The organism is Anaeromyxobacter soli (assembly GCF_022808855.1).
In the GTDB taxonomy this organism is placed as follows: Bacteria; Myxococcota; Myxococcia; order Myxococcales; family Anaeromyxobacteraceae; genus Anaeromyxobacter; species Anaeromyxobacter soli.
Map to the genome: position 1 here is coordinate 69409 of NZ_JAKZLF010000018.1, position 21387 is coordinate 90795.

At 74.7% G+C, this 21387-nt stretch carries 17 protein-coding genes; 12 read left to right on the forward strand and 5 right to left on the reverse strand.

The window, feature by feature from the left end:
- Positions 1-104 precede the first annotated feature (104 nt).
- Complete coding sequence (gene recJ, locus MLV88_RS13790) at positions 105-1856, forward strand: single-stranded-DNA-specific exonuclease RecJ (protein ID WP_242340857.1); 1752 nt, start codon at positions 105-107, stop codon at positions 1854-1856.
- A gap of 11 nt (positions 1857-1867) precedes the next feature.
- On the opposite strand, the gene MLV88_RS13795 is transcribed toward recJ, so the two are convergent.
- Positions 1868-2092, reverse strand: a complete 225-nt coding sequence (locus MLV88_RS13795) for a YHS domain-containing protein (protein ID WP_242340856.1) — start codon at positions 2090-2092, stop codon at positions 1868-1870.
- Positions 2093-2362: 270 nt separating this feature from the next.
- Here MLV88_RS13795 and aspS point away from each other — a divergent pair, with 270 nt between their 5' ends.
- Positions 2363-4177: an aspartate--tRNA ligase gene (aspS, locus tag MLV88_RS13800; protein ID WP_242340855.1), complete on the forward strand. Its 1815-nt coding sequence runs from the start codon at positions 2363-2365 to the stop codon at positions 4175-4177.
- A gap of 48 nt (positions 4178-4225) precedes the next feature.
- The gene (locus MLV88_RS13805) at positions 4226-4666 is read left to right on the forward strand and encodes a GNAT family N-acetyltransferase (RefSeq protein ID WP_242340853.1); all 441 of its coding nucleotides are present in this window, start codon (positions 4226-4228) and stop codon (positions 4664-4666) included.
- A gap of 28 nt (positions 4667-4694) precedes the next feature.
- Here MLV88_RS13805 and msrA read toward each other — a convergent pair whose 3' ends face one another.
- Positions 4695-5354 (reverse strand): peptide-methionine (S)-S-oxide reductase MsrA, encoded by a 660-nt coding sequence (gene msrA, locus MLV88_RS13810; protein ID WP_242340852.1) that lies wholly within the window; start codon positions 5352-5354, stop codon positions 4695-4697.
- 180 nt (positions 5355-5534) lie between these two features.
- On the opposite strand from msrA, the gene MLV88_RS13815 reads away from it, so the two are divergent.
- From MLV88_RS13815 to MLV88_RS13835, 5 genes are all read left to right on the forward strand, one after another.
- Complete coding sequence (locus MLV88_RS13815; RefSeq protein WP_242340851.1) at positions 5535-7172, forward strand: glycerol-3-phosphate dehydrogenase/oxidase; 1638 nt, start codon at positions 5535-5537, stop codon at positions 7170-7172.
- Entirely contained in the window at positions 7169-8476 is a 1308-nt protein-coding gene (locus MLV88_RS13820) for an FAD-binding protein (protein WP_243337711.1), read from the forward strand. Before MLV88_RS13815 ends, MLV88_RS13820 begins: the two co-directional genes overlap by 4 nt.
- A gap of 2 nt (positions 8477-8478) precedes the next feature.
- Positions 8479-8922 (forward strand): 4Fe-4S dicluster domain-containing protein, encoded by a 444-nt coding sequence (locus MLV88_RS13825; protein WP_242341578.1) that lies wholly within the window; start codon positions 8479-8481, stop codon positions 8920-8922.
- A gap of 92 nt (positions 8923-9014) precedes the next feature.
- Positions 9015-9941 (forward strand): diacylglycerol/lipid kinase family protein, encoded by a 927-nt coding sequence (locus MLV88_RS13830; RefSeq protein ID WP_242341577.1) that lies wholly within the window; start codon positions 9015-9017, stop codon positions 9939-9941.
- A gap of 39 nt (positions 9942-9980) precedes the next feature.
- Entirely contained in the window at positions 9981-10940 is a 960-nt protein-coding gene (locus MLV88_RS13835; RefSeq protein ID WP_243337713.1) for a hypothetical protein, read from the forward strand.
- Between the two features lie 36 nt (positions 10941-10976).
- On the opposite strand, the gene MLV88_RS13840 is transcribed toward MLV88_RS13835, so the two are convergent.
- The gene (locus tag MLV88_RS13840) at positions 10977-13745 is read right to left on the reverse strand and encodes an SNF2-related protein (protein WP_242341524.1); all 2769 of its coding nucleotides are present in this window, start codon (positions 13743-13745) and stop codon (positions 10977-10979) included.
- A gap of 215 nt (positions 13746-13960) precedes the next feature.
- Between MLV88_RS13840 and MLV88_RS13845 the strand changes: the two genes are divergently transcribed.
- Positions 13961-14650 carry a zinc-ribbon domain-containing protein gene (locus tag MLV88_RS13845; RefSeq protein ID WP_242356654.1) on the forward strand — a complete coding sequence of 230 codons (690 nt, stop codon included), beginning with the start codon at positions 13961-13963 and terminating at the stop codon, positions 14648-14650.
- Positions 14651-14705: 55 nt separating this feature from the next.
- On the opposite strand, the gene MLV88_RS13850 is transcribed toward MLV88_RS13845, so the two are convergent.
- Together MLV88_RS13850 and MLV88_RS13855 are read right to left on the reverse strand one after the other, a co-directional pair.
- On the reverse strand, positions 14706-17558 hold the full coding sequence (locus MLV88_RS13850; RefSeq protein ID WP_243337715.1) for a M16 family metallopeptidase: 2853 nt from the start codon (positions 17556-17558) through the stop codon (positions 14706-14708).
- An 18-nt stretch (positions 17559-17576) separates the two neighbouring features.
- A complete protein-coding gene (locus MLV88_RS13855) occupies positions 17577-19772 on the reverse strand; it encodes a S46 family peptidase (RefSeq protein ID WP_242341034.1) in 2196 nt (731 codons plus the stop codon).
- Positions 19773-19976: 204 nt separating this feature from the next.
- Between MLV88_RS13855 and MLV88_RS13860 the strand changes: the two genes are divergently transcribed.
- From MLV88_RS13860 to MLV88_RS13870, 3 genes are all read left to right on the forward strand, one after another.
- Complete coding sequence (locus MLV88_RS13860) at positions 19977-20141, forward strand: hypothetical protein (protein WP_242341033.1); 165 nt, start codon at positions 19977-19979, stop codon at positions 20139-20141.
- Between the two features lie 268 nt (positions 20142-20409).
- Positions 20410-20610: a sulfur carrier protein ThiS gene (thiS, locus tag MLV88_RS13865; protein WP_242341032.1), complete on the forward strand. Its 201-nt coding sequence runs from the start codon at positions 20410-20412 to the stop codon at positions 20608-20610.
- A 2-nt stretch (positions 20611-20612) separates the two neighbouring features.
- Positions 20613-21386 (forward strand): thiazole synthase, encoded by a 774-nt coding sequence (locus MLV88_RS13870; RefSeq protein WP_242341031.1) that lies wholly within the window; start codon positions 20613-20615, stop codon positions 21384-21386.
- Position 21387: the final 1 nt, after the last annotated feature.

Below are 21387 nucleotides of genomic sequence, written 5' to 3' on the forward strand. Positions count from 1 at the left end.
GGGCCCTCGTCTTTGGGGCGTGGCGCGCGGCGCCGAGGCGCGGCCGCGCACCGAAGGCCGGCGTCCGGGCGGGCGCTGTCACCCTCGCGTGGTATCGACCTCCCGTGGACGGCGCGGAGCGGCGGAGGTGGATCGAGACGGCGGTGGACGCGGAGGCGGCCGCCCGGCTCGCCGCCGCGCTGAAGCTCCACCCGGTCGCGGCGCGGGTCCTCGCGGCGCGCGGCTTCCTGTCGGCGGACGCGGCGGAGGGGTTCCTCGCCGCGCGGCTCGCGGACCTCCCCGACCCGTTCACCATGAAGGGCATGGACGCCGCGGTCGCGCGGCTCGTCCAGGCCGTCGAGGCGGGGGAGCGGATCGCCTGCTACGGCGACTACGACGTCGACGGGGTCACCTCGACGGCCCTGCTCTGTGGCTTCCTGCGCGCCGCCGGCGCGGACGTCGTGACCTACACGCCGCACCGGCTGGTGGAGGGGTACGGCCTCAACGTCGACGCGGTGAAGAAGCTCGCCGCGCAGGGCGCGCGCCTCCTCGTCACGCTCGATTGCGGCATCACGAGCGTGGAGGAGGTCCGCGCGGCCGCCGCGCTGGGGCTCGACACGGTGGTCGTCGACCACCACACCGTCCCCGTCGAGCTCCCCGCCGCGCGCGCGATCCTGAACCCCCACCAGCCCGGCTGCGCCTACCCGTCGAAGGGGCTCGCCGCCGTGGGCGTCACGTTCGCGCTCGCGATGGCCCTCCGGCGCGCGCTCCGCGACCGCGGCCGGTTCGGCCCGGCGCGGCCGGAGCCGAACCTCAAGGACGCGCTCGACCTCGTCGCGCTCGGCACCGTCGCCGACGTCGTGCCGCTCGTCGGCGCGAACCGGATCCTGGTCCGCTGGGGCCTCGAGGGCATCGCGCGCACGAGGCGCCCGGGGCTGCGCGCGCTGAAGCAGGTGGCGGGCCTCGCCGAGGGGGGCGAGGTCACCGCCGGACAGGTGGGGTTCCGGCTCGCCCCGCGCATCAACGCGGCGGGCCGGCTCGACGACGCCGGGCGCGGCGTGAGGCTCCTGCTCGCGGAGGACGAGGCGACGGCGCGCGCGCTCGCGGAGGAGCTCGATCGCGAGAACGCGGCGCGCCAGGAGATCGAGCGGCGGATCCTCGAGGAGGCGACGGCGGACGCGGCGGCGCGGGTGGCCGCGGGCGCGCGCGGGCTCGTGCTCGCGCGCGACGGGTGGCACGCCGGCGTGGTGGGGATCGTCGCCTCGCGCATCGTCGAGCGGTTCCACCGTCCCGCGGTGCTCGTCGCGCTCGAGGACGGCGCGGGGAAGGGCAGCGGCCGCTCGATCGAGGCGTTCCACCTCTACGACGCGCTCGCGGCCTGCGCGGGCCACCTCGCCCGCTTCGGCGGCCATCGGCACGCGGCGGGCCTGACCGTCGAGCGGGCCAGGCTCGACGCGTTCCGCGCCGCCTTCGAGGCGCACGCGGCGGCGCACCTCGCCGACGACGACCTCGTCCCGCGCTGCCGCATCGACGGCTGGCTCGAGGAGCAGGACGTGACCGAGCGCACGGTCGAGGACCTCGCGCGCCTCGGCCCGTTCGGCGCGGGGCACCCCGAGCCGGTTTTCGCCCTGCGCGGCGCGGCCGGGCGCGCCCGCACGGTGGGGGCGAGCAAGGCCCACCTGAAGCTCGCGCTCGGGCGCGGGCTCGACGCGATCGGGTTCGGGATGGGCGACCGGCTCGCCGCGTGCGCGGGCCCGGTGGAGGCGGCGTTCACGCTCGGCTTCGACGCGTGGGACGGCGTGCGCAGGCTGCAGCTCAAGCTCAGGGACGTTCGCCCAGCGGCGGCGCAGCGCGCGGGAGCGCCCGTCGCCGGCTGAGGCCAGGGCCCCTAGGCCAGGCCCCAGCTCGCGCGGCGATCGGTGAAGAGCGTGCCCAGCTTCGCGAGCTCGTTCACGTGGATCCGCTCGGCCTGCTTCTCGAAGCGCGCGCGGCAGCGCTCGGAGCAGAAGAAGTAGCGCCGCCGCTTGTACTCGAGCTCCTGCGCGTCGGCCTCGAGGACCGGCTGCCCGCAGATGGGGTCCACCGCCACGCCACCGTCCTCGTTAGCCCGCATGGCCCTGCCTCCTTGGCGCCCGCAGGTTCTGCAATGAAGAGGCCAGCCGGCTTCACGGCGCCCGTGTGCGGGTGCGAGGAGGCGAGGCCCGCCCGGCTGTCGGAATTGCAGGCTCCTCCCTGAAAAATGGTAACCGCGGCGTCGGGCCGGCGGCCGCGCGCCCGGCGACGGTGGAGGCGCTGAAACGACGCGCAAAGCGAGCTCTCCCTACGCTTGACCTCCCAGGTTCCGCGGTGTTAGCTGCCTGATCCCACAGCAGGGAGGCTGCCATTGTCGCGTTTCATCACCGAGCTCAAGCGAACCCACACGTGTGGTGATCTCACCCGGGAGGACGTCGGCAAGGACGTCGTCCTGTTCGGGTGGGTGAACAACCGGCGCGACCACGGCGGAGCGGTCTTCATCGACCTGCGGGACCGGGCAGGGGTCACGCAGGTGGTGTTCGAGGAGGACGTCCGCCCCGAGGTGCACGACCTCGCGGGGCAGCTCCGGCTCGAGTACTGCGTCGGCGTCCGCGGGAAGGTCGTCTCGCGCGGCGGGAACGCGAACCCGAAGCTCAAGACCGGCGAGATCGAGATCCACGCGACCGACCTCGAGATCTTCAACCGCTCGGAGCCGACGCCGTTCCCGATCGAGGACAAGATCGAGACGAGCGAGGAGAAGCGGCTCCAGTACCGCTACCTCGACCTGCGCCGCGCGCCGCTGCAGCGGACGCTCATGACACGCGCGCGCGTGAATCACCTCACGCGCAACCACTTCACCGAGCAGGGCTTCCTCGAGCTCGAGACGCCCTTCATGGTGAAGTACACGCCGGGCGGCGCGCGCAACTTCCTCGTCCCCTCGCGCCTCAACGCCGGCAAGTTCTACGCGCTGGCGGAGAGCCCGCAGCTCTTCAAGCAGCTCTACATGATGGCGGGCTTCGATCGGTACTTCCAGATCGTCCGCTGCTTCCGCGACGAGGACCTCCGGCTCGACCGCCAGCCCGAGTTCACCCAGATCGACGTGGAGATGTCCTTCGTCGAGCAGAACGACATCTTCGACGTCATCGAGGGGCTCGTCGTCCGGCTGTGGAAGGACATCCTGGGCGTCGAGCTGCCGCGGCCGTTCCTGCGCATGCCGTTCGACGAGTCGATGGCGAAGTACGGCAACGACAAGCCGGACCTGCGCTTCGACATGCCGCACGTCGTCCTCACCGACCTCGTCCGCCAGCACGACGGGGGCGGCCTGCCGCTCCTCGAGGAGGCGGTGAAGGCGAAGGGGATCGTGAAGGCGATGCGCGTCCCCGCCTCGGCGAACTTCTCGCGCACCGAGATCGACAAGCTCGAGGAGTACGTGAAGGGCATGGGCGCGAAGGGGCTCGCCCGCGCGAAGGTGGGCGAGGGGGGCGAGTGGACCCAGTCGCCCTTCGCGAAGACCGTGACGCCCGCGCTCCGCCAGGCCATCAACGCCGCCTGCGGTGCGCAGCAGGGCGACCTCCTCCTCTTCCAGTTCGGGAAGGAGTCGGTCGTCCACACGGTGATGGCGAACCTGCGCGTGCACCTCGCGAAGCGCATGGGGCTCATCCCGGAGTACGGCTCCGGTGGCCAGTGGCGCTTCCTGTGGGTGGTGAACCCCCCGCTCTTCGAGTACGACGAGGAGTCCGGCCACTGGGCCGCCGCGCACCACGCGTTCACGCGCCCGCACGACACCGACGTCCAGTACCTCGAGACCGATCCGGGCCGGGTGAACTGCTACCGCTACGACCTCGTGCTGAACGGGTTCGAGATCGGCGGGGGCTCCATCCGTCTCCACGACCCGGCCGTCCAGGCGCGGGTGTTCAAGGCGATGGGGATCTCGGACGAGGAGGCGAAGAACAAGTTCGGCTTCCTCCTCGAGGCGCTCAAGATGGGCGCGCCGCCCCACGGGGGCATCGCGCTCGGCATGGACCGGCTCGTCATGCTCCTCACGGGCGCGGAGTCGCTCCGCGACGTCGTGGCCTGGCCGAAGACGCAGAAGGGCACGGACCTCATGACCGGCGCGCCGGGCGACGTGGACGCGAAGCAGCTCCGCGAGGTGTACGTGAAGTCGACGTACGACCCGGGCAAGTAGGGTCGGCAGGGTGGCGCGGGCCGCGGCCGTTCCGGTACCGTTCCAGCCATGGACTTCCTCGTTCGCTTCGCCTCCACGGCCGAGGATCGCGACGCCGCGTTCGCGCTGCGGCGCGCGGTGTTCGAGCAGGAGCAGAACATCCCGCGCCCGCTCGACCGGGACGCGCAGGACTCGAGCGCCGATCACGTCGTCGCGTTCGCGCCCGACGGGACCTGCGTCGGGACCGGCCGCATCGTCCGGATGGACTCGCGCACCTGCCGGCTCGGCCGGCAGGCGACCGCCGCGTCGCACCGGAGCCGCGGGGTCGGCGCGGCGGTGCTCGAGCACCTCGAGCGGATGGCGCGGCTGCGCGGCGTGGCGGAGCTGACCGTCCACGCGCAGCTCCCGGCGGAGCGGTTCTACGCGAAGCGCGGCTTCGCCCGGGAGGGCGAGGTCTTCCTGGAGGAGGGCGTCCCGCACGTCCTCATGCGCAAGCGGCTCACGTCCTGAGGGCCTCGCGCGCTCCGCGGGCCGCCCTTCAGCGCGTGCCCACCGCCCCGACGCCGGTGCCCACCGGGCAGCTCACGCCGGTGCCGCCGAGCCCGCAGTAGCCGCCGGGGTTCTTCGCCAGGTACTGCTGGTGATACGCCTCCGCGTAGTAGAAGCGCGGGGCGTCGCGGATCTCAGTGGTGACGGGGCCGTGGCCGGCCTCGCGCAGCACGGCCGCGTACGCGTCGCGCGACGCCTCCGCTGCGCGGCGCTGGGCCGCCGAGTGGACGTAGATCGCGGACCGGTACTGCGTTCCGACGTCGTTCCCCTGCTGCATTCCCTGGGTCGGGTCGTGCGACTCCCAGAACACGCGCAGGAGCTCGTCGTACGAGATGCGCGCCGGGTCGTAGATCACGCGGACCACCTCCGCGTGGCCGGTGCGGCCGGTGCAGACCTCGCGATACGTCGGGTTCGGCGTGAGCCCGCCCTGGTAGCCCACCGCCGTCGCGTACACCCCGGGGAGGCTCCAGTACGCGCGCTCCGCGCCCCAGAAGCAGCCGAGCCCGAGATCGGCGACGGCGTGGCCCTCCGGCCAGGGCGGAACGATCCGGTTCCGGTTCACGAAGTGGAGCTCCGGGACCTCGATGGGCTCATCGCGGCCGGGCAGCGCCTCGGCAGGGGTGGGGAGCGTGAGCGGCTTTCCGAGCATGTACCCTCCGTGTCCGGATCTAACCGGGACGCGGATCGGAGCCGGCACCGCGGCGGGGCGGGCGAGCCGCCCACCCCCGTGGGGGGAGCAGGCTGGCGGGCGTGCCCGGGCCCAGCAGATTAGGGGGGGTCAGCCCGCCGCGGCGCGTTACCCTGGCCGGGGCGGTGGCCCCGAGCGCGCATGGACTACGACGTCATCATCCTCGGCGGCGGCGTGAACGGGACGGGCACGGCGCGAGACTGCGCCATGCGCGGGCTCCGCGTCCTGCTCCTCGAGAAGGCGGACTTCGGCGTCGGCGCGAGCGGCAACTCGTCGGGGATGATCCACGGCGGGATCCGCTACATGCTCTCGGACAGGCACGTCACCGCGCTCGCGTGCAGGGACTCCGGGTACATCCAGCGGATCGCGCCGCACCTGCTCTTCCGCATCCCCTTCCTCATGCCGTTCACCTCCCGCGCGGAGGGCGCGACCTTGCGCGACCGCGCGGCGTGGTACGCGACCGAGGTCTACGTCGGGACCTACGACCTCTTCCAGCCGCTGAAGCACGGCAAGCCCTCGACCCGCCTCTCGGCCGAGGAGCTCTACCGGCTCGAGCCGGGGCTGCGTCCCGGGCTCCGCGGCGCCGTGACGCTCGACGAGTGGGGCATCGACGCGTTCCGGCTCTGCGCCCTGAACGCGCTCTCCGCGCGCGCGCACGGCGCCGAGCTCCGCACCTGGACCGCGGGGCGGGAGATCCTCGCGGAGGGGGGGCGCGTCCGCGGCGTGCGCTTCCGCGACGCGCTCACGGGCGAGGAGGGGGAGGCGCGCGCGCCGGTGGTGTTCAACGCGACCGGCGCGTGGTCGCCCGCGCTCGCCCGGCGGAGCGGCGCGGCGGTGCCGATGCGGCCGGGGAAGGGCGTCCACCTCACGCTCGACCGCCGCTACTCCAACTACGGCGTCATCCTCTCGGCGGTCGACGGGCGCCAGATGTTCGTGATGCCGCACGAGGACGAGTCGATCGTCGGCACCACCGACGACGACTACTACGGCGATCCGGACGACGTGGAGGCGACGAACGACGAGGTCGAGTACCTCGTCGAGGGGGCGGCGTCGCTCCTCCCCGGGGTGAGGAACGCGCGCATCACGCGCGCCTGGTGCGGCCTGCGGACCACGATCTACGCCTACGGGCCGAACGAGGACGCGCTCTCGCGCGAGCACCAGCTCCACGACGGCGCCGCCTTTGGCCGGGCCGGGCTCCTGTCGCTCGTGGGCGGCAAGCTCGCGAGCTACCGGGCGCAGTCGCAGGAGGTCACCGACCGGATCCTGGCGCTCCTCGGGCGCGCGCCGGTGCCGTGCCGGACGCACGAGGAGCCGCTCCCGGGCGGCGACGAGGTCCCCGATCCGGCGGCCCTGGCGCGCGCGCACCCGGTCGCCGCGCCCATCGCGGCGCGGCTCGTCTACCGCCACGGCGGCCGCGCGCGCGAGATCCTCCGGCTCCTGGAGGAGGACCCGCGCCTCGGGCTCGTCCTCTGCCGCGACGAGGGCATCCTCGCCGCCGAGGTCGTCCACTGCGTGCGGCACGAGCAGGTGCGGCGGCTCCAGGACCTGCGCCGGCGCTGCCGGCTCGCGGTCGGCGCGTGCGCCGGGCTCGACTGCGCGCGCGTCGCCGCGCAGCTCGCCGGGCGCGAGCTCGGGTGGTCGCCCGAGCAGGTCCGCGCCGAGCTCGCCGACCTGCTCGACGCCGGCTGGCGCGAGCGGCGGCCGATCCTCGACGGCGCCCAGCTCGTGCAGGAGGAGCTCGTGCGCGGAGCGCACGCCGCGGCGGGGGCGCCGTGGTGAGCCCCCGCGCCGTCGCGGCGGAGGTGCTCGTCGTGGGCGGCGGCATGGCCGGGACGATCGCGGCCCTCGCGGCCCGCGAGGCGGGCGCGCGCGTGGTGCTCGTCCGGCGCGCGCCCGGCGCGACCGCGCTCTCCTCGGGCGCCGTCGGCGTCGCGCCCGACCCCTTCGCGCTCCCCGGCGAGCCGCTGCGCGCCGCGCGCGGCCCGCTCGAGGCGGCCCGGCGCCTCGCCCGGCTGAGGCCCGATCACCCCTACGCCGTGCTCGGGGACCGCCTCGAGGCGCTCCCCGACGCGCTCGCCTTCGCGACGCGCGCGCTCGCGCCGCTCCTCGCGCCGCCGCTCGAGCGGCCGCGGTTCCTCGCGACCTCGTTCGGCACCGCGGTCCCGGCGGCGCTCTGCCAGCGCTCGCAGGCCGCCGGCGATCTCCTCGCCGTGGGCGGCGCGCTCGTCGTCGCGGGTCTCGCCGGGCACCTGGGGCTCGACGCCGCGCTCGTCGCCGCCTCCCTCGAGCGGTACCGCGCCCGCGGCGGTCCGCCGACCTTCGCCGTCGAGGTGGACGCCGGGCTCGGCGAGCTCGGGCTCCTCCGACCGCACGAGCTCGCGCGCCGGCTCGAGCAGCCCGGCGCGGCGGAGGCGCTCGGGGCCGCGATCCGGGCGGCGCTCCCCGCCGGCGCGGGCGCAGTGCTCGTCGCGCCGGTGCTCGGGCTCCGCCCGGAGGCGCAGGTGCCGGAGCGCGTCGCCGGGGCGGCCGGGATCGCCGTGGCGGAGCTGCTCGCGGACGTTCCGAGCATGCCGGGCGTGCGGCTCCAGGCGGCGCTCGAGGCGGCCCTCGCCGCGGCCGGGGTCGAGGTGGTGCAGGGCGCGATCCAGGGGGCGACGGGCCCGGGCGCGCCCATCGCCGCCGGCGCGACCGAGATCACCGCGGCCCGCTGGGTGCTCGCGACGGGGCGCTTCGTGGGGGGTGGCATCGCCCGGCGCGGCACGCTGCGCGAGCCCGCGCTCGGGCTGCCGGTGCAGGCGGCGGAGGGGCGCGAGGCGGGCGTGGACCTCGCCGCGCGGCCCGCCGCGTCGCTCACGGGCGCGGCGCGGGTCGGGCCGCAGCCGCTCCTCTCCGCGGGGCTGCGGGTGGACGCGAGGCTCCGGCCGCTCGACGCCCGCGGGCGCCCCGCCGCCGAGGGGCTCCACGCCGCGGGCGCGGTCGTGGGCGGCCACGAGCACGCGAGCGACGGCACCGGCCTCGGCGTGGCGATCCTGACCGGCTATCTCGCGGGGCGCGCGGCGGCGCGGCCCGGGGGAGGGGAGTGACCTTGGCGACGCGGGCCGGCGCGCTCTCGTATCTCGCCTGGCGGGCGCTCGTCGCGCACCCGCTGCGGCGGCTCTTCCGCCGGCGCGGGACGGGGCTCGAGCGCTTCCGGGCGGCGTACGTCGCGGAGGGGCTCGGGCCGACCACGCCGGAGGACCGCGCCGTCGGCGAGGCCGCCTCCGCGTGCGTCGCGTGCGGCCTGTGCGAGCTCGGGTGCGAGCTCGCGGGGGCCGTCCCGGCGGTGCGCGCGCTCGGGCTCCACGCGGCGTTCCGGCTCTACTCGCGGAGCGCCGCCGGGCTCCCGCTGGCGGCCGCCGCGCTCGAGGCGTGCGCGGGCTGCGCGGGCTGCGACGCGCTCTGCCCCACCGGCGTGCCGATCGCGCGGATCGTCCGCCACCTGCGCGCGAAGGCCCTCGCCGGCCGGGACCCTCCCGTGCGCGAGGGGTGAGGCGTGGACGCGGGCCGCCTCCTGCCGCAGCGCGGCAAGCAGCCTGCGACGCGGCGGCGCGCGCCGGCCGCTCGCCTGTTATCCTCACGCACGTGAAGCCCTTCCTCGTCGTCAACCCTCGCAGCGCCGCCGGCCGCACGGGCCGCCACTTCGACGCCATCGCGCGCGCGGTCCGCGCCGAGGTCGGCGAGTTCGAGTGTGCCTTCACGGTCGCCCCGGGCGACGGCGCGCGGCTCGCGCGCCAGGCGGTCGCCGCGGGGGCGGGGCTCGTGGTCGCGGTCGGCGGCGACGGCACGGCGAGCGAGGTCATCGACGGGCTCGTGGACGGCGGGGTCGCCTCCCCGGCGCACGTCGTGTTCGGCTACATCCCGCGCGGCACGGGAGGGGACCTGCGCAAGACGCTCGGCATCGGGGCCGGCGTGACCGCCGCGGCGCGCGCGCTCGCCTGCCCGAAGGTGGCGGTGTGCGACCTCGGCCGCATCACCTTCGCCGCGCACGACGGGACGACGCGGGTCGCCCACTTCGCGAACGTCGCCGGGTGCGGCATCTCCGGCGAGGTCTCGCGCCTCGTGAACCAGGGGCTGCGCCTCCCGAGCGGCAAGCTCTCGTTCATGCTCGCCTCGGCGCGCGCGCTCGTCGGCTGGGCCGATCCGCTGGTCCGCTGGCGCGTCGACGGCGGCGAGTGGACCCAGCAGCGGATCACCGCGCTCTCGGTGTGCAATGGCAGCTTCTTCGGCGGCGGCATGCGGGTGGCCCCGGACGCGAGGATGGACGACGGGCTGTTCGACGTCGTGATCTGGTCCGGCTTCGGCATCGCCGACTTCGTCACGAAGAAGCGCATGCTCTACGACGGCACCCACGTGCGGCTCCCGAACACCCGCGTGCTGCGCGCGCGGACCGTCGAGGTCGAGCCCGTGGGCGACGCGAGGGTCCTGCTCGACGTGGACGGCGAGGCGCCGGGGACGCTGCCGGCCCGGTTCGAGATCCTGCCGGGGGCGCTCCGGATCCGGGTGGGGTAGTCGCCTCACGGTGAACGGGCGCGTGCTTACCCTCGCGCCATGGTCCCAGCGCTCGCCCTCCTGCTCCTCGCCCTCGTCGGGTCCGGCCCGGCCGGGGACGCCCCGGCCGCCTCGCCTTCGCCGGCGGCCGTTCCTGCCGGCGCGCCGGCGCGCCTCACCCTCCCGGAGGACGTGAAGCGGCTCTGCGCCGCGCTCGCGCCGGTCGAGCGGCTCCGTCCGAAGGGCGACGCGGTGGCGCGCGGCGACGCGGAGCGGGCGCACGACGTCGCGCGCGGTCGCGCCCTCGCCGGGCGGTACGAGGCGATCGTGCCGGCAGGGAAGCTCGAGCTCGCCTACGACGCGGGCGCCGGCACGCTCGGCCTCGCCGAGCCGGCCCAGCTCCCGATCGCCGACGGGACGGCGCGCCTCTGGCCCAGCGAGGACCCGGGTCTCCCCGTCGAGGTGGACGCCGCGACGGCGCGCCGGCTCATCGAGGCGCAGCGCGCCGGCCGGCTCTCGCTCGGGCTCGAGTTCGCGCTCCCCGACGACGCCGCCTGCGGCGTGGGCGCCCGCGGGACTCGCTTCACCCTCCCGGTCGAGCCGGTCGCGTGGCGCTGGACGAACGGGGAGACGGTGATCGCGGCGGGCGGCGCCGCGGCGGAGCGGCCCCTCGCGTCCGCCGCGGCCGGCGCGACGCCGCGCGTGACCGTCGGCGCCCCGGTCGCAGGTCCCGCCGACGCGCGCCGCGCCGTCGCCGGCCGCGCGAGCGGGCTCGAGGCCTGCTACGGCGAGGCGCTCCGGCGCACGCCCGCCCTCGACGGCGTGATCGTCGCGCACGTGGGGGGCGGCCGCGCCGCCATCGCGGCGGACTCCGTGGGCGACCCCGAGCTCGCCGCGTGCGTCGTGCGGGCGCTCGGGCCGGCGGGCGGGACCGCGGCGGCCGTGCCCATCCGGTTCGAGCTCGTCCCGGCCAAGGGCGCCGGAGCGGAGGCAGCGGCGCGCTCACGCGGCCGGCCGTGACTCGCGGCACCGAAGGTGCGCGAGTCGCGCCGCCGCTCAGGGCGCGCGCCAGTACGCCGTCGCCACGAGGGTGCGCTTCTCGCGGATCTCCGCGCGCTTCCGGAGGTCCGCGACGGCGCGATCCTTCTCGGCGTAGCGGTGCCCCTCGGTCGCGCGCAGGTCGTCGAGCTTGCGGCGGTACTCGCGCTCGGCGCGCTCGCACGCCGCCCGGCGGTCGCGGAGCGGCGCCTCGGAGCGGTCGTGCAGCGCGCCCCGCGCCTTGGCCCAGGCGGCGCGCGCGTCGTCGACGGCCTTGCGCGGCGACGCGAGCGCGTCCTCGACCGAGCGGTCCCAGCGGTCTCGCGCCTCGTCGTACGACCTCGCGATCCGCTCCTGGAGGTCCTGCACGAGCCGCGCGTGGATCGTCTCCAGCGCCTCCTCCTGCGCGCTCCCGATGGAGACGGTCGCTCCTCGCGGGCCCGCCTTCGCCTCCTCGGCGGGGAGCGCCGCGAACGCCTCGGCCTCCTCCGGGGTGAGCGCGTGGAACCGCTCGCCGTCGTGCCACAGGACGAGGTGGATGACGCGCTCCTCCGAGACGAGCGCGTCGAAGCTGAACTTGTAGGCGAACCACCAGCCCTCGCGCCCGGCCAGGCGGCCGAGCTTCGCGGGCAGGTTCACCGCCGGGAGCTCGAGGAACGAGACGGCGTCCTGCGGCCGCGCGCGGACCTTCTCGGCGGCCTCGCGCACGAGCCTCGCGCGCCCGGTGCGGCCCTTCGCGGGCGGCTGCGGCGCCTCGGGCTCCGCCTCCGCCGGACGGGGCGCGTCGTCCGCGAGGACCGCCGAGACGAGCGCGTCCTCCTCCGCCTCCCGCCGCGCCACCGCCTCCTTCGCCTTCTGCTCGGCGACGCGCAGCCGCCCGCGGACCTCGCCGTCGAAGCGCTCGAAGAGCAGCGCCCGCGCCGCGGCGTACCGGGCGGAGATCCGGTCGTCGAGCTCGCCGCGGAGCTTCTGGAACGCGGCGTCGATCTGCTCGCCCGAGCGGCAGGACTGGTAGATGTCGAGGACCCGCTTCTCGAAGTCGATGCCGGTGCCCAGCGCGCCCAGGATCTCGTCGGACGAGCCGAACACGCCGTCGAAGAGCGCGAGCTTCTGCGAGAGGAGGTCGTAGAGCCGGTTGTCGGCCGCGTTCTGGCGATTGAGGAAGTTCAGCACGAGCACGTCGCGCTGCTGGCCGTAGCGGTGGCACCGGCCGATGCGCTGCTCGACGCGCTGCGGGTTCCAGGGGAGGTCGTAGTTCACGACCAGGTTGCAGAACTGGAGGTTCAGCCCCTCCGCTCCGGCCTCGGTCATGATCAGGATCTGCGTCTCGTTCCGGAACTCCTCGACGAGCGCCTGGCGCTTGTCCGTGCCGCCCACGTCCCCCGAGAGGCAGGTGACGGAGTAGCCCTTCGCCTTGAGCAGGCGCGCGAGGTAGTCCTGCGTGCGGCGGAACTCGGTGAAGACGACCGCCTTGTCCGGCCAGTTGCACGCCTTCGCGACCGTGAAGCAGCGATCGAGCCCGCGCACGAGCGCGTCGCCCTTCGCGTTCACCTTGATCTCCCGGGCGAGGCGCGCGCAGGCGCGGAGCTCCGAGAGCTCGTCGTTCATCCGCCGGAGCGCGGCCTGGCCCTTCGGCCGCGAGGGGCCGCCGGCGTCGTCGAAGAGCTCCTCCACCTCCTCGGCGAACCCGTCCATCTCGAGGAGCAGCTCCGCCTGGGCGGAGCACTCGACGCCCGCGATCTTCTGGTCGAGCGTGTCGGCGAGCCGATCGAGCGTGGCGGCGAGGGCGAACGACGAGGAGGCGAGGATCTTGCGGTAGACGAGGACGAAGAGCTGCCGGCGCGCCGCGGGGATGGCGTAGGCGTCGTCGCGGCGCAGGTACTCGGAGACGCGCTCGTAGAGCTCCTGCTCCTGGGCGGTCGGCGCGAAGTCCTCCACGATCGATCGCCGCGCGGTGTACTTCACGTACTCCTTCACCTGGCGGCGCAGCGTGCGGATGAACACGGGCGCGAGGCGCGACTTGAGGTCGGCGGCCTTGTCCTCGGTGAGCTCGCCCGAGGCGTACTGGGACCGGAACGCCTCCTCGTTGCCGAGCAGGGCGTCGTCGATGAACGCGGCGAGGCCGAGCAGCTCCATGAGGTCGTTCTGGAGCGGCGTCGCGGTGAGGAGCAGCTTCGGAGCCTTGCGCAGGGCCTTGCGGAGCGCCTGCCCGGTGCGGTGATCCTTGCGGTACGCGTTCCGGAGGCGGTGCGCCTCGTCGATCACGGCGACGTCCCACGGCACGCGCTCGATGTCCGCCTGCCGGAGCGCGGCGAACGGGTGCGAGCAGATGACGATGCCGCCGGTGTCGAACGGGTTCGTGCGGAGGCCCTGCCGCTCCTTCTCGCGGACGGAGTCGCCGTCCACGACCTCGGCGTCGAGGCCGAACTTGGAGCGCAGCTCCTCGCGCCACTGCGCGCGGAGGGACGCGGGCACGAGGATCACGGCGCGCGCCTTGCCCTCGGCGGCGAGCTGCGCGAGCACGATACCCGCCTCGACGGTCTTGCCGAGCCCGACCTCGTCGGCGAGCACGGCGCCGCCGGTGGGGAGCGCCGCCAGCGCGAAGGCGGCGGCCTCGATCTGGTGCGGGTTCAGATCGACGGCGGAGTGGGCGAGCGCCCCGGCGAGCCGGGTGGTCCCGCCGCCGCCGCGCGCGGTGAGCGTCTCGGCGGCGATCCGCTGATGAAACTGCGTGAGCTGGGGCTTGTCCGGCCTCGAACGCGACACCACCTGAGACACCCCGCCCATCCCGCCTCCACCGCCGTCTCCGGCGCCTGCGTCCGGCTGCGCGATCGCGAGCGAGCGCCGTGCGCCATCCCACCCGGCCGCCGCCCCGCGCGCGGGGAGCGCAGCGGAGCGAACGGCGGTATCCCGTGATACCGGCGGCACTGTAGCAGCAACTCGATCCCCGGGGCAGTCCCGATGTACCGTCGCTTCCGGGTGTCGACGATGGGAGCTCGAGCTTGAAGTTCGTCTGTGATTCCTGCGGAAAGCGCTTCGCGAGCGTCGACGAGCCGGCGCCGGGCCGCGTGTACCGCATCCGCTGCCGGTGTGGGCACGTGATCCTCGTGCGCGGGCCCGCCGCCGCGGCGCGCGGCGCCGACGGGCGGCCCCGGCGCTTCGAGCCGCCTCCGCCTCCGCCACCGCTGATGGCCCCTCCGCCGCCCCAGGAGCCCGAGCCCGCGCCGAGCGCGCCTCCGCCGCGCGCGGACCCGGCGCCCGGGCTGCACGCCGTGCCGTCCGAGGAGCGGAGCGGTGCGGCCCAGGCCGAGGCCGAGGCCGAGGCCGAGGCGCAGGCGGAGCTCGTGGTCGAGGCGGCGCCCTCCGCGCCCCCGCGCGAGAGCGCGGGCGACGCGACCGAGCCCGCGCTGCCCGACGATCCTTTCCTGCGCGCGGTCCGAGAGGCGGCGCCCGTTGCCGGAGGCGCCGGGGCGGCCCCGAGCGGCGAGCCCGTGCCGGGCGCCGCGGCCGTCGCGCCAGAGAACGACGCGGGGACGGCGCGCACCGACGCGCCGCGCGCGGAGCGGCCGCGGCTGTCGCTCGGCCTCGAGGACGACGGGGCGAGCGGCGCGAGCCGCCGGATCCTCGTCGCGGCGCTCGTGGCGCTGGCGCTGCTCGCCGCGATCGCGGCGTGGATGACCCTCCGGACGTGAGGCGCGGCCCCTCGGGCTCGGCCCGCGCCGCCCGAGGGGAGAAGCGGCGCCTCCCTCAGCGCGCGAACACCTCGGAGGCCGGCGTCACGCGCACGGCCTCGCGCCGGATGCCCAGCTTCGTCCCCCCGATCGCGCGGTCCTCCTCGAGGAGCGAGGCGGGCTTCTCCGCGTCGTACTTCACGGTCGACACCCCGTCGCCGACGAGCGCGTCGGCGAGCGCCTTCGCGTCCTTCGCGACGATCACGAACGAGAGGTCCTTCGCCGACAGGTGCCGCTTGATGGCGGCGTTCACGTCGGCGCGGGTGAGGCGGGCGAGCCCGTCGCGCATGTAGCGAGTGAACTCGGGGGTGCCGTACCAGCGCGAGTCGAGCGCGTACCCGACCTGCTGGTCCTGGCGCGCGGTCATGACGAACACGTTCTTCACGAGGTAGGCGCGCGTCCTCTCGAACTCCTCCTCCGTGAGCCCCTGGTCGACGAGGCGGCCGAGCTCGTGGAGCGCGATGCGGATCGCCATCTGCGCGTTGGCGGGCACGACGGGCCGGATCCACACCTCGAAGAGCTGCGAGCGCCGCGCGACGTTGGGGCCCGGGAAGAACTGGAACATGCCGCGCGGGAACGCCTCGACGTAGGCGTAGTCGCCGTAGTTCATCCCGCGCTCCTCGCGGATGCGCTGGTAGAGGTGCGAGCTCGACGAGCGGTGCTCTCCGAGCCAGGTCTTGGCGAGCCAGAGCGCGACGAAGTCGGGCTGGCCGCGCACCACGTCGATGGGGTGGCCGAAGGAGATGGCCACGCCGGGCGTGTCCTTCTCGACGAGCTCGACCTCGATCCCCTTCGGCCGCCGGGCGGCGATCCGGGTGGGCGCGAGCTTCTCCCCGGCGGGGAGCTTCGCGAGCTCGGCCTGCAGCCGGGCGCGGAACGGCGCGGGCGCGTCGCCGCCGAGCCCCACGACGAGGTTCGCGCGCGTGTAGTGCGCGCGCACGAACGCCTTCACGTCGTCGAGCGTCACGGCGCGGAGCCCCTGCACCGTTCCGAGCGCGGGGTGCCCGTACGGCGTGCCGGCGAACACGTTCGCCTGCAGCCGCTCCTTCCCGAGCTCCTCGTCGTTCGTCGCGCGCAGGTCCTGGACGAGCGCGTTCAGCCGGTCGTCCCGGACGCGCCGGAAGTCCTCCTCGCGGAACCCCGGATCGGTGAGCTGCGGCAGCGCGACGTCCGCGAAGCGCTCCCAGCCATCCCGCGGGAAGGTGCCGGTGAGGGTGACGAGCTCCTTGTCGACCTGCGCGTCGAAGCTCGCCGCGAGCGGGTGGAGCGCGTCGCGGATCTCGTCGATGCGCATCCGCCGGGAGCCGGCGTCGGCGAGCATCGCCGCGGCGAGCCCGGCGAGCCCCTCCTTGCCCTGGGGATCCCACGCGCTGCCCGCCTCGAAGAGGAGCTTCGCGGTCACGACCGGCAGCTTCGAGGGGATGGCGACGACCGGCACCTCGGCGGCCGGCCTCGCGCCGGCCTGGGCCGGAGCGGCGGCCTCGACCGCCGCGAGCGCCGGCGTCCGCTCGAGGCCCGCGGGCAGCGGATCCTTCGAGAGCGTGGTCACGACGAGCCGCTCGTCCGTGAAGTAGCGCCGCGCCGTCGCGAGGAGGTCGTCCGGGGTGAGCGCCGCGTAGGTGCGGAAGAGGCGGTTCACGGTCCCGTACGGCGACCGCGCGTACGTCGCGTAGCGCGCGAGCGTCCCGGCGATGGCGTCGGTCGAGTCGAGGCCGCGCAGGAACGCGTTCCGCTGGTGCGCCTTCTGCTCTGCCAGGCGGGCCGGCGGCGGCGCCGCGGCGCGCGCCCGCGCGAACGTCCGGAGGATGGCGTCCCGGACGTAGATCGCGTCGGCGGGGGACTTGAGGCGCGCGTAGACCGTCACGAGCCCCGGGTCCACGCTGGGTCCGGAGTCCGCGACGAGCGCATCCACCTTCTGCTCCTCCACGACGAGCCGCTCGTAGAGGTCGCTCGTCTCCCCGAAGTTCAGGTCGAGGAGGAGATCCACCGCCGGCCAGTCCTTCTTCACGTCGGAGAAGGCCGGCCCGTGGAAGGCGACCGCCACCCACGGCAGGGTCGGCGTGGTCCACGGGACGTGCGCATGGACCGGGCCGCGCGGCGCGGGCTCGGGCGGGATCTCCACCCGGTGCGCGCCGCGCTGCCAGCGCCCGAAGTACCGCTCCACGAGCGGGATCACCTTCTGCGGGTCGACGTCGCCCGCGACCACGATGGTCGCGTGCTCGGGCCGGTACCAGCGCGAGTAGAAGGTCTTCGAGTACTCGTACTGGTTGGGCATGTCCTCGATGTCGGCGAGGAAGCCCATCGTGGTGTGCTTGTACGGGTGGACGCCGAAGGCGCTGTCGCGCTGGACCTCCTCGAGCTTGCGCAGCGGGTTCGACGCGTTCTTGTTGTACTCGCCGAGGATCGCCCGCGACTCCGTCTTGAACGCCGCGACGGAGTAGTCGAGGTTCATGAAGCGGTCCGCCTCGAGCTCGAGGACCTTCTCCAGGTCCTGCTTGGCGAACGTGATGTGATAGTTCGTGACGTCGTCCGACGTGTACGCGTTCTGGCGCGCGCCGATGCGCGTCACGACCGCCTGGTAGGCGTCGGGCGGGTAGGTCTTCGTCCCGCGGAACATCATGTGCTCGAAGAAGTGGGCGAAGCCGGACTTGCCCGGCTCGACCTCGTTCCGCGACCCCGTCTGCATCGGGATCTGGACGGAGACGAGGTCCGGGAAGCCGGTCGGGACGACGAGCACCCGCAGGCCGTTCGGGAGCGTCCGCTCCACCGCCTTGAAGGTGAGGACGTCGCCCGTCTCGCGCGGCGGCGCGGCGAGCGCGGGACCGGCGTGGGCGACCGCCAGGGACAGGAGCAGGGCGGGGATGCGCATGAGGGGATCTCCCGGAAGCTAGCGGGCGCCGACCGCGACGGGCGCGCCGAGCTCCTCGAGCAGGTTCGTCGCCTTCGCGACGTCCGTGAGGAACCAGAGCAGGTAGCGCGAGTCGACCTGGATCGAGCGGGTCGAGGGTGCGTCGAAGATGAAGTCCGAGGCGATGGTCTCCCAGGTGCCGTCGAAGAGCAGCCCCACGAGCTCACCGGCGCCGTTCAGCACGGCCGAGCCGGAGTTGCCGCCCGTCGTGTCCACGCTGGAGAGGAAGTCCACCGGCACGTCGCCGAGCTTCGGGTCCACGTAGGGGCCCGTGCCGCGCGCGTGCTGCGCCCGGATCGCCTCGCGCACCGGGGCCGGGACGTCGAACTCCTCGTCGCCCGCCCGGTGCTTCGCGAGCACGCCCGCGAGCGTCGTCTGCGGCCGGTAGTAGAGGCCGTCACGCGGCGAGACGCCCTTCACGACGCCGTAGGTGACGCGGAGGGTGCCGTTCGCGTCCGGCGCGAGCACGCCGCCCGCCCTCGCGACGAGGGCGCGCGCGTAGACGGGGCCGACGCGGGAGCGCGCGCCGTCGCGCGCGTACTGCTCCTCGCGGAGCTGCCGCTCGAACGGCCGGAGCGCGGCGAACAGGTCGAGGAACGTGTCCTTGCGGGCGGCGAGCTCCTTCGTCGTCTTCCGCTCGGAGAGCTCGAGCCGCGTCTTGCGGTCGGCGAGCTTCGTCCCCGCGTACAGCCGGTCGAGGAACGCGTCGATCCTCCGGCCGGCCTCGTCGGGGGGCGCGCCCGGCGCGAGCCCCACCGCCGCGTCGAGCGGCGGGATGCGCTGGTCCGCGGGGAGCGCCGCCGCCTCGACGAGCGCGTAGCGCAGGAGCGCGCGGTCCGCGCCGAGGTCCAGGCTGCGCTCGATGCGCTCGAGGTACTCCCGGAGCCGCGGCCACTCGCGCTGCTGGAACGCCGGATCGCGGTCGAGATCCTTCTTCGGCCGGTCGTCGGCGAGCCGCCAGACGGTGCGCGCCGCGGAGAGCAGCGACGAGCTCGAGGTGAGCGACTGGAACACGAGATCGCGCTCCCGCGTCCGCTCCTTCTCCCCCTGGATCCGGTCGAGCGCGGCGAGCGCCTCGCCGTACTCCGCCTTGCGGGCGGCGTCCGCCTCGATCCACGCGACGAGCGCCTTCTCGTCCTGCGCCTTCTTCTCGAGGAGCCCGCCCCTGGCGGCGCCCTCGAGGACGCCCTCGCGGTTCTTCATCGAGTTCGCGAGCCCCCGCACGCGCGGGTTCACGCGGATGGCCGTCTCCTTCGACTCCTTGGAGAGCCGCTCCAGGATGGCGAGGAGGTCCCGGTTGCGCCGCACCGTGCCCGGGTACGCCCACTCCAGCTGCTCCTTCACCTCGCGGTACGTCTTGAGCCGCTGGGTGCGCCCCGGGTAGCCGGCCACGAACACGAGGTCGTCCTCCGCAACGCCCTTCGGCGACACCTTCAGCCAGCGCCGCGGGTGGTACGGGACGTTGTCGTCGGCGTGCGGCCGCGGGCTGCCGTCCTTGCCGACGTACGCGCGGAAGAACGAGAAGTCACCGGAGTGGCGCGGCCACATCCAGTTGTCGGTCTCGCCGCCGAAGTTGCCCACGTTGGCCGGCGGCGCGAAGACGAGCCGCACGTCCTGGATCTCGAGCTGGCCCACCTCGAACCAGCGCGCGCCCTCGAAGAACGACGCGACGGTGCAGCGGAGGCCCGGCTTCTCGCAGCGCGCGGTGCGCCGCTTCACGCGCCGCTCGATGAGCTTCCCGCGCTCCGCGTCGCCGAGCCCCGGCTCGAGCCCGCCGGTGATCTCGTCGGTGACCTCCGTCACCGAGACGGTCACGTACACGCGCGCGCCCGGCCCGTTCCAGAGCTCCTCCCCGCGCGACCGCGCCACGTAGCCGCCGTCGAGCAGGTTGCGCTCGGGGGTCGAGTTGAACTGGAGCGCGCCGATGACGCAGTGGTGGTTCGTGGCGATGAGGCCGTCGGGGGAGACGAAGGACGCGCTGCAGCCGCCGAGCGAGACGACCGCGCCCATGGGCTGGCCGGTGAGATCCGCGAACTGCCGGGCGTCGCCCGTGAAGCCGAGCTTCTCTAGCCGGGCCGCGAGATCGGGGAGCTGCTGCGGCATCCACATGCCTTCGTCGGCGCGGGCGGAGGCGCCGAGCGCGAGCGCGAGCAGGGCGGCGAGGCGAGCTTTCACGGGCGATTCTCCTCTTCGGGGGGATGGCGACGTAACCACGCACACCGGCTGCGGGCAAGCGAGACGGCGCACGTCGCGCGCTGCCCGGGCGAGAGACGAGACGCCGGCGTTCGTGACGGCGCCGGCCCCTGCGGGGCGAGGCCTTCGGCCGCGAAATAGCCGCGGCGGGCGCGCGTAGAGCGGTGGGTACGGAGGTCACGGATCATGAAGGGTTTCGCGCTTCTCGCTCTCGCGCTCGCACTCGAGGCCGCCTTCTTCTTCAGCGTCATGATGACGCCCTCGGCGTCCGAGGCGGCCGCCCGCCTCGCGCCGGTCGACGCCGAGCCGCAGCTCGTTCACTACGCGGCACCGATCGTCGTGCGGTCCTGACGGCGTCGCCCTCGAACGCGTCCTCCCTCATGCGCACCTCGCCGCTGCCGATCGCCTCGCCGACGGACTCCTCCAGCAGCCGGGAGGCGAGGAGGACGTCGCGCGCGGCGGCCGAGCAGGTGCTCGGGCGCTGCGAGGAGGTCCGCGGCGCTCCCGCGGCTCGTCCCGTCGACGCAGAGCTGGAAGGCGAGCTCGCGGAGCGCTGCGGGCCACGCCGAGCGCGAGGGTGCGTTGACGCGCGCGCGCCAGCGTTCTAAGTGTGCGGGGCATGCAGGTCCGACTGAATGGGGAGCTCCGGGAGGTCCCGGAGGGCGTGACCGTCGCCGGGCTGCTCGGTCACCTCGGCGTGAAGGCGCAGCGCGTCGCCGTCGAGGTGAACGACGCGGTCGTGACGAAGGATCGCTACGAGTCCCAGCGGATCGGACCAGGCGACTCGATCGAGATCGTCGCTTTCGTCGGCGGAGGGTAGCGATGGCGGACACCTGGAGCATCGGCAAGCACGCCTTCACGAGTCGCCTGCTGGTCGGGACGGGCAAGTACCCGGACTTCCCCACCATGCAGCGCGCGCTCGTCGCGTCGGGCGCCGAGCTCGTCACCGTCGCGGTCCGGCGGCTCGATCTCTCCAAGACGGGCGAGGCGTCGCTCCTCGAGTGGATCCCGAAGGGCATGAAGCTCCTGCCCAACACGGCCGCGTGCTTCACGGCCGACGAGGCGATCCGCACCGCTCGGCTCGGCCGCGAGCTCGAGATGGGCGACCTCGTGAAGCTCGAGGTGATCGGCGATCGCCGCACGCTGTTCCCGGACGTGGTCGGGCTGGTCGCGGCGGCCGAGGTCCTCGTGAAGGAGGGCTTCACGGTCCTGCCCTACACGAACGACGACCCGGTCACGGCGAAGCGCCTCGAGGACGTCGGCTGCGCGGCGGTGATGCCGCTCGGCGCGCCGATCGGCTCGGGCCTCGGGATCCGGAACCCCTACAACCTCCGGATCATCATGGAGACGGTGAGCGTCCCGGTGCTCGTCGACGCCGGCGTCGGCACGGCGAGCGACGCCGCGATCGCGATGGAGCTCGGCGCCGTCGCCGTCCTCATGAACACCGCCATCGCCGAGGCGAGGGATCCCGTGCTCATGGCGGAGGCGATGCGCGCGGGCGTCGAGGCGGGGCGCAAGGCCCACCTCGCCGGCCGCATCCCGACGAAGCTGCACGCCGCGGCGTCGAGCCCGATGACGGGGCTCATCGGGAGCTGAG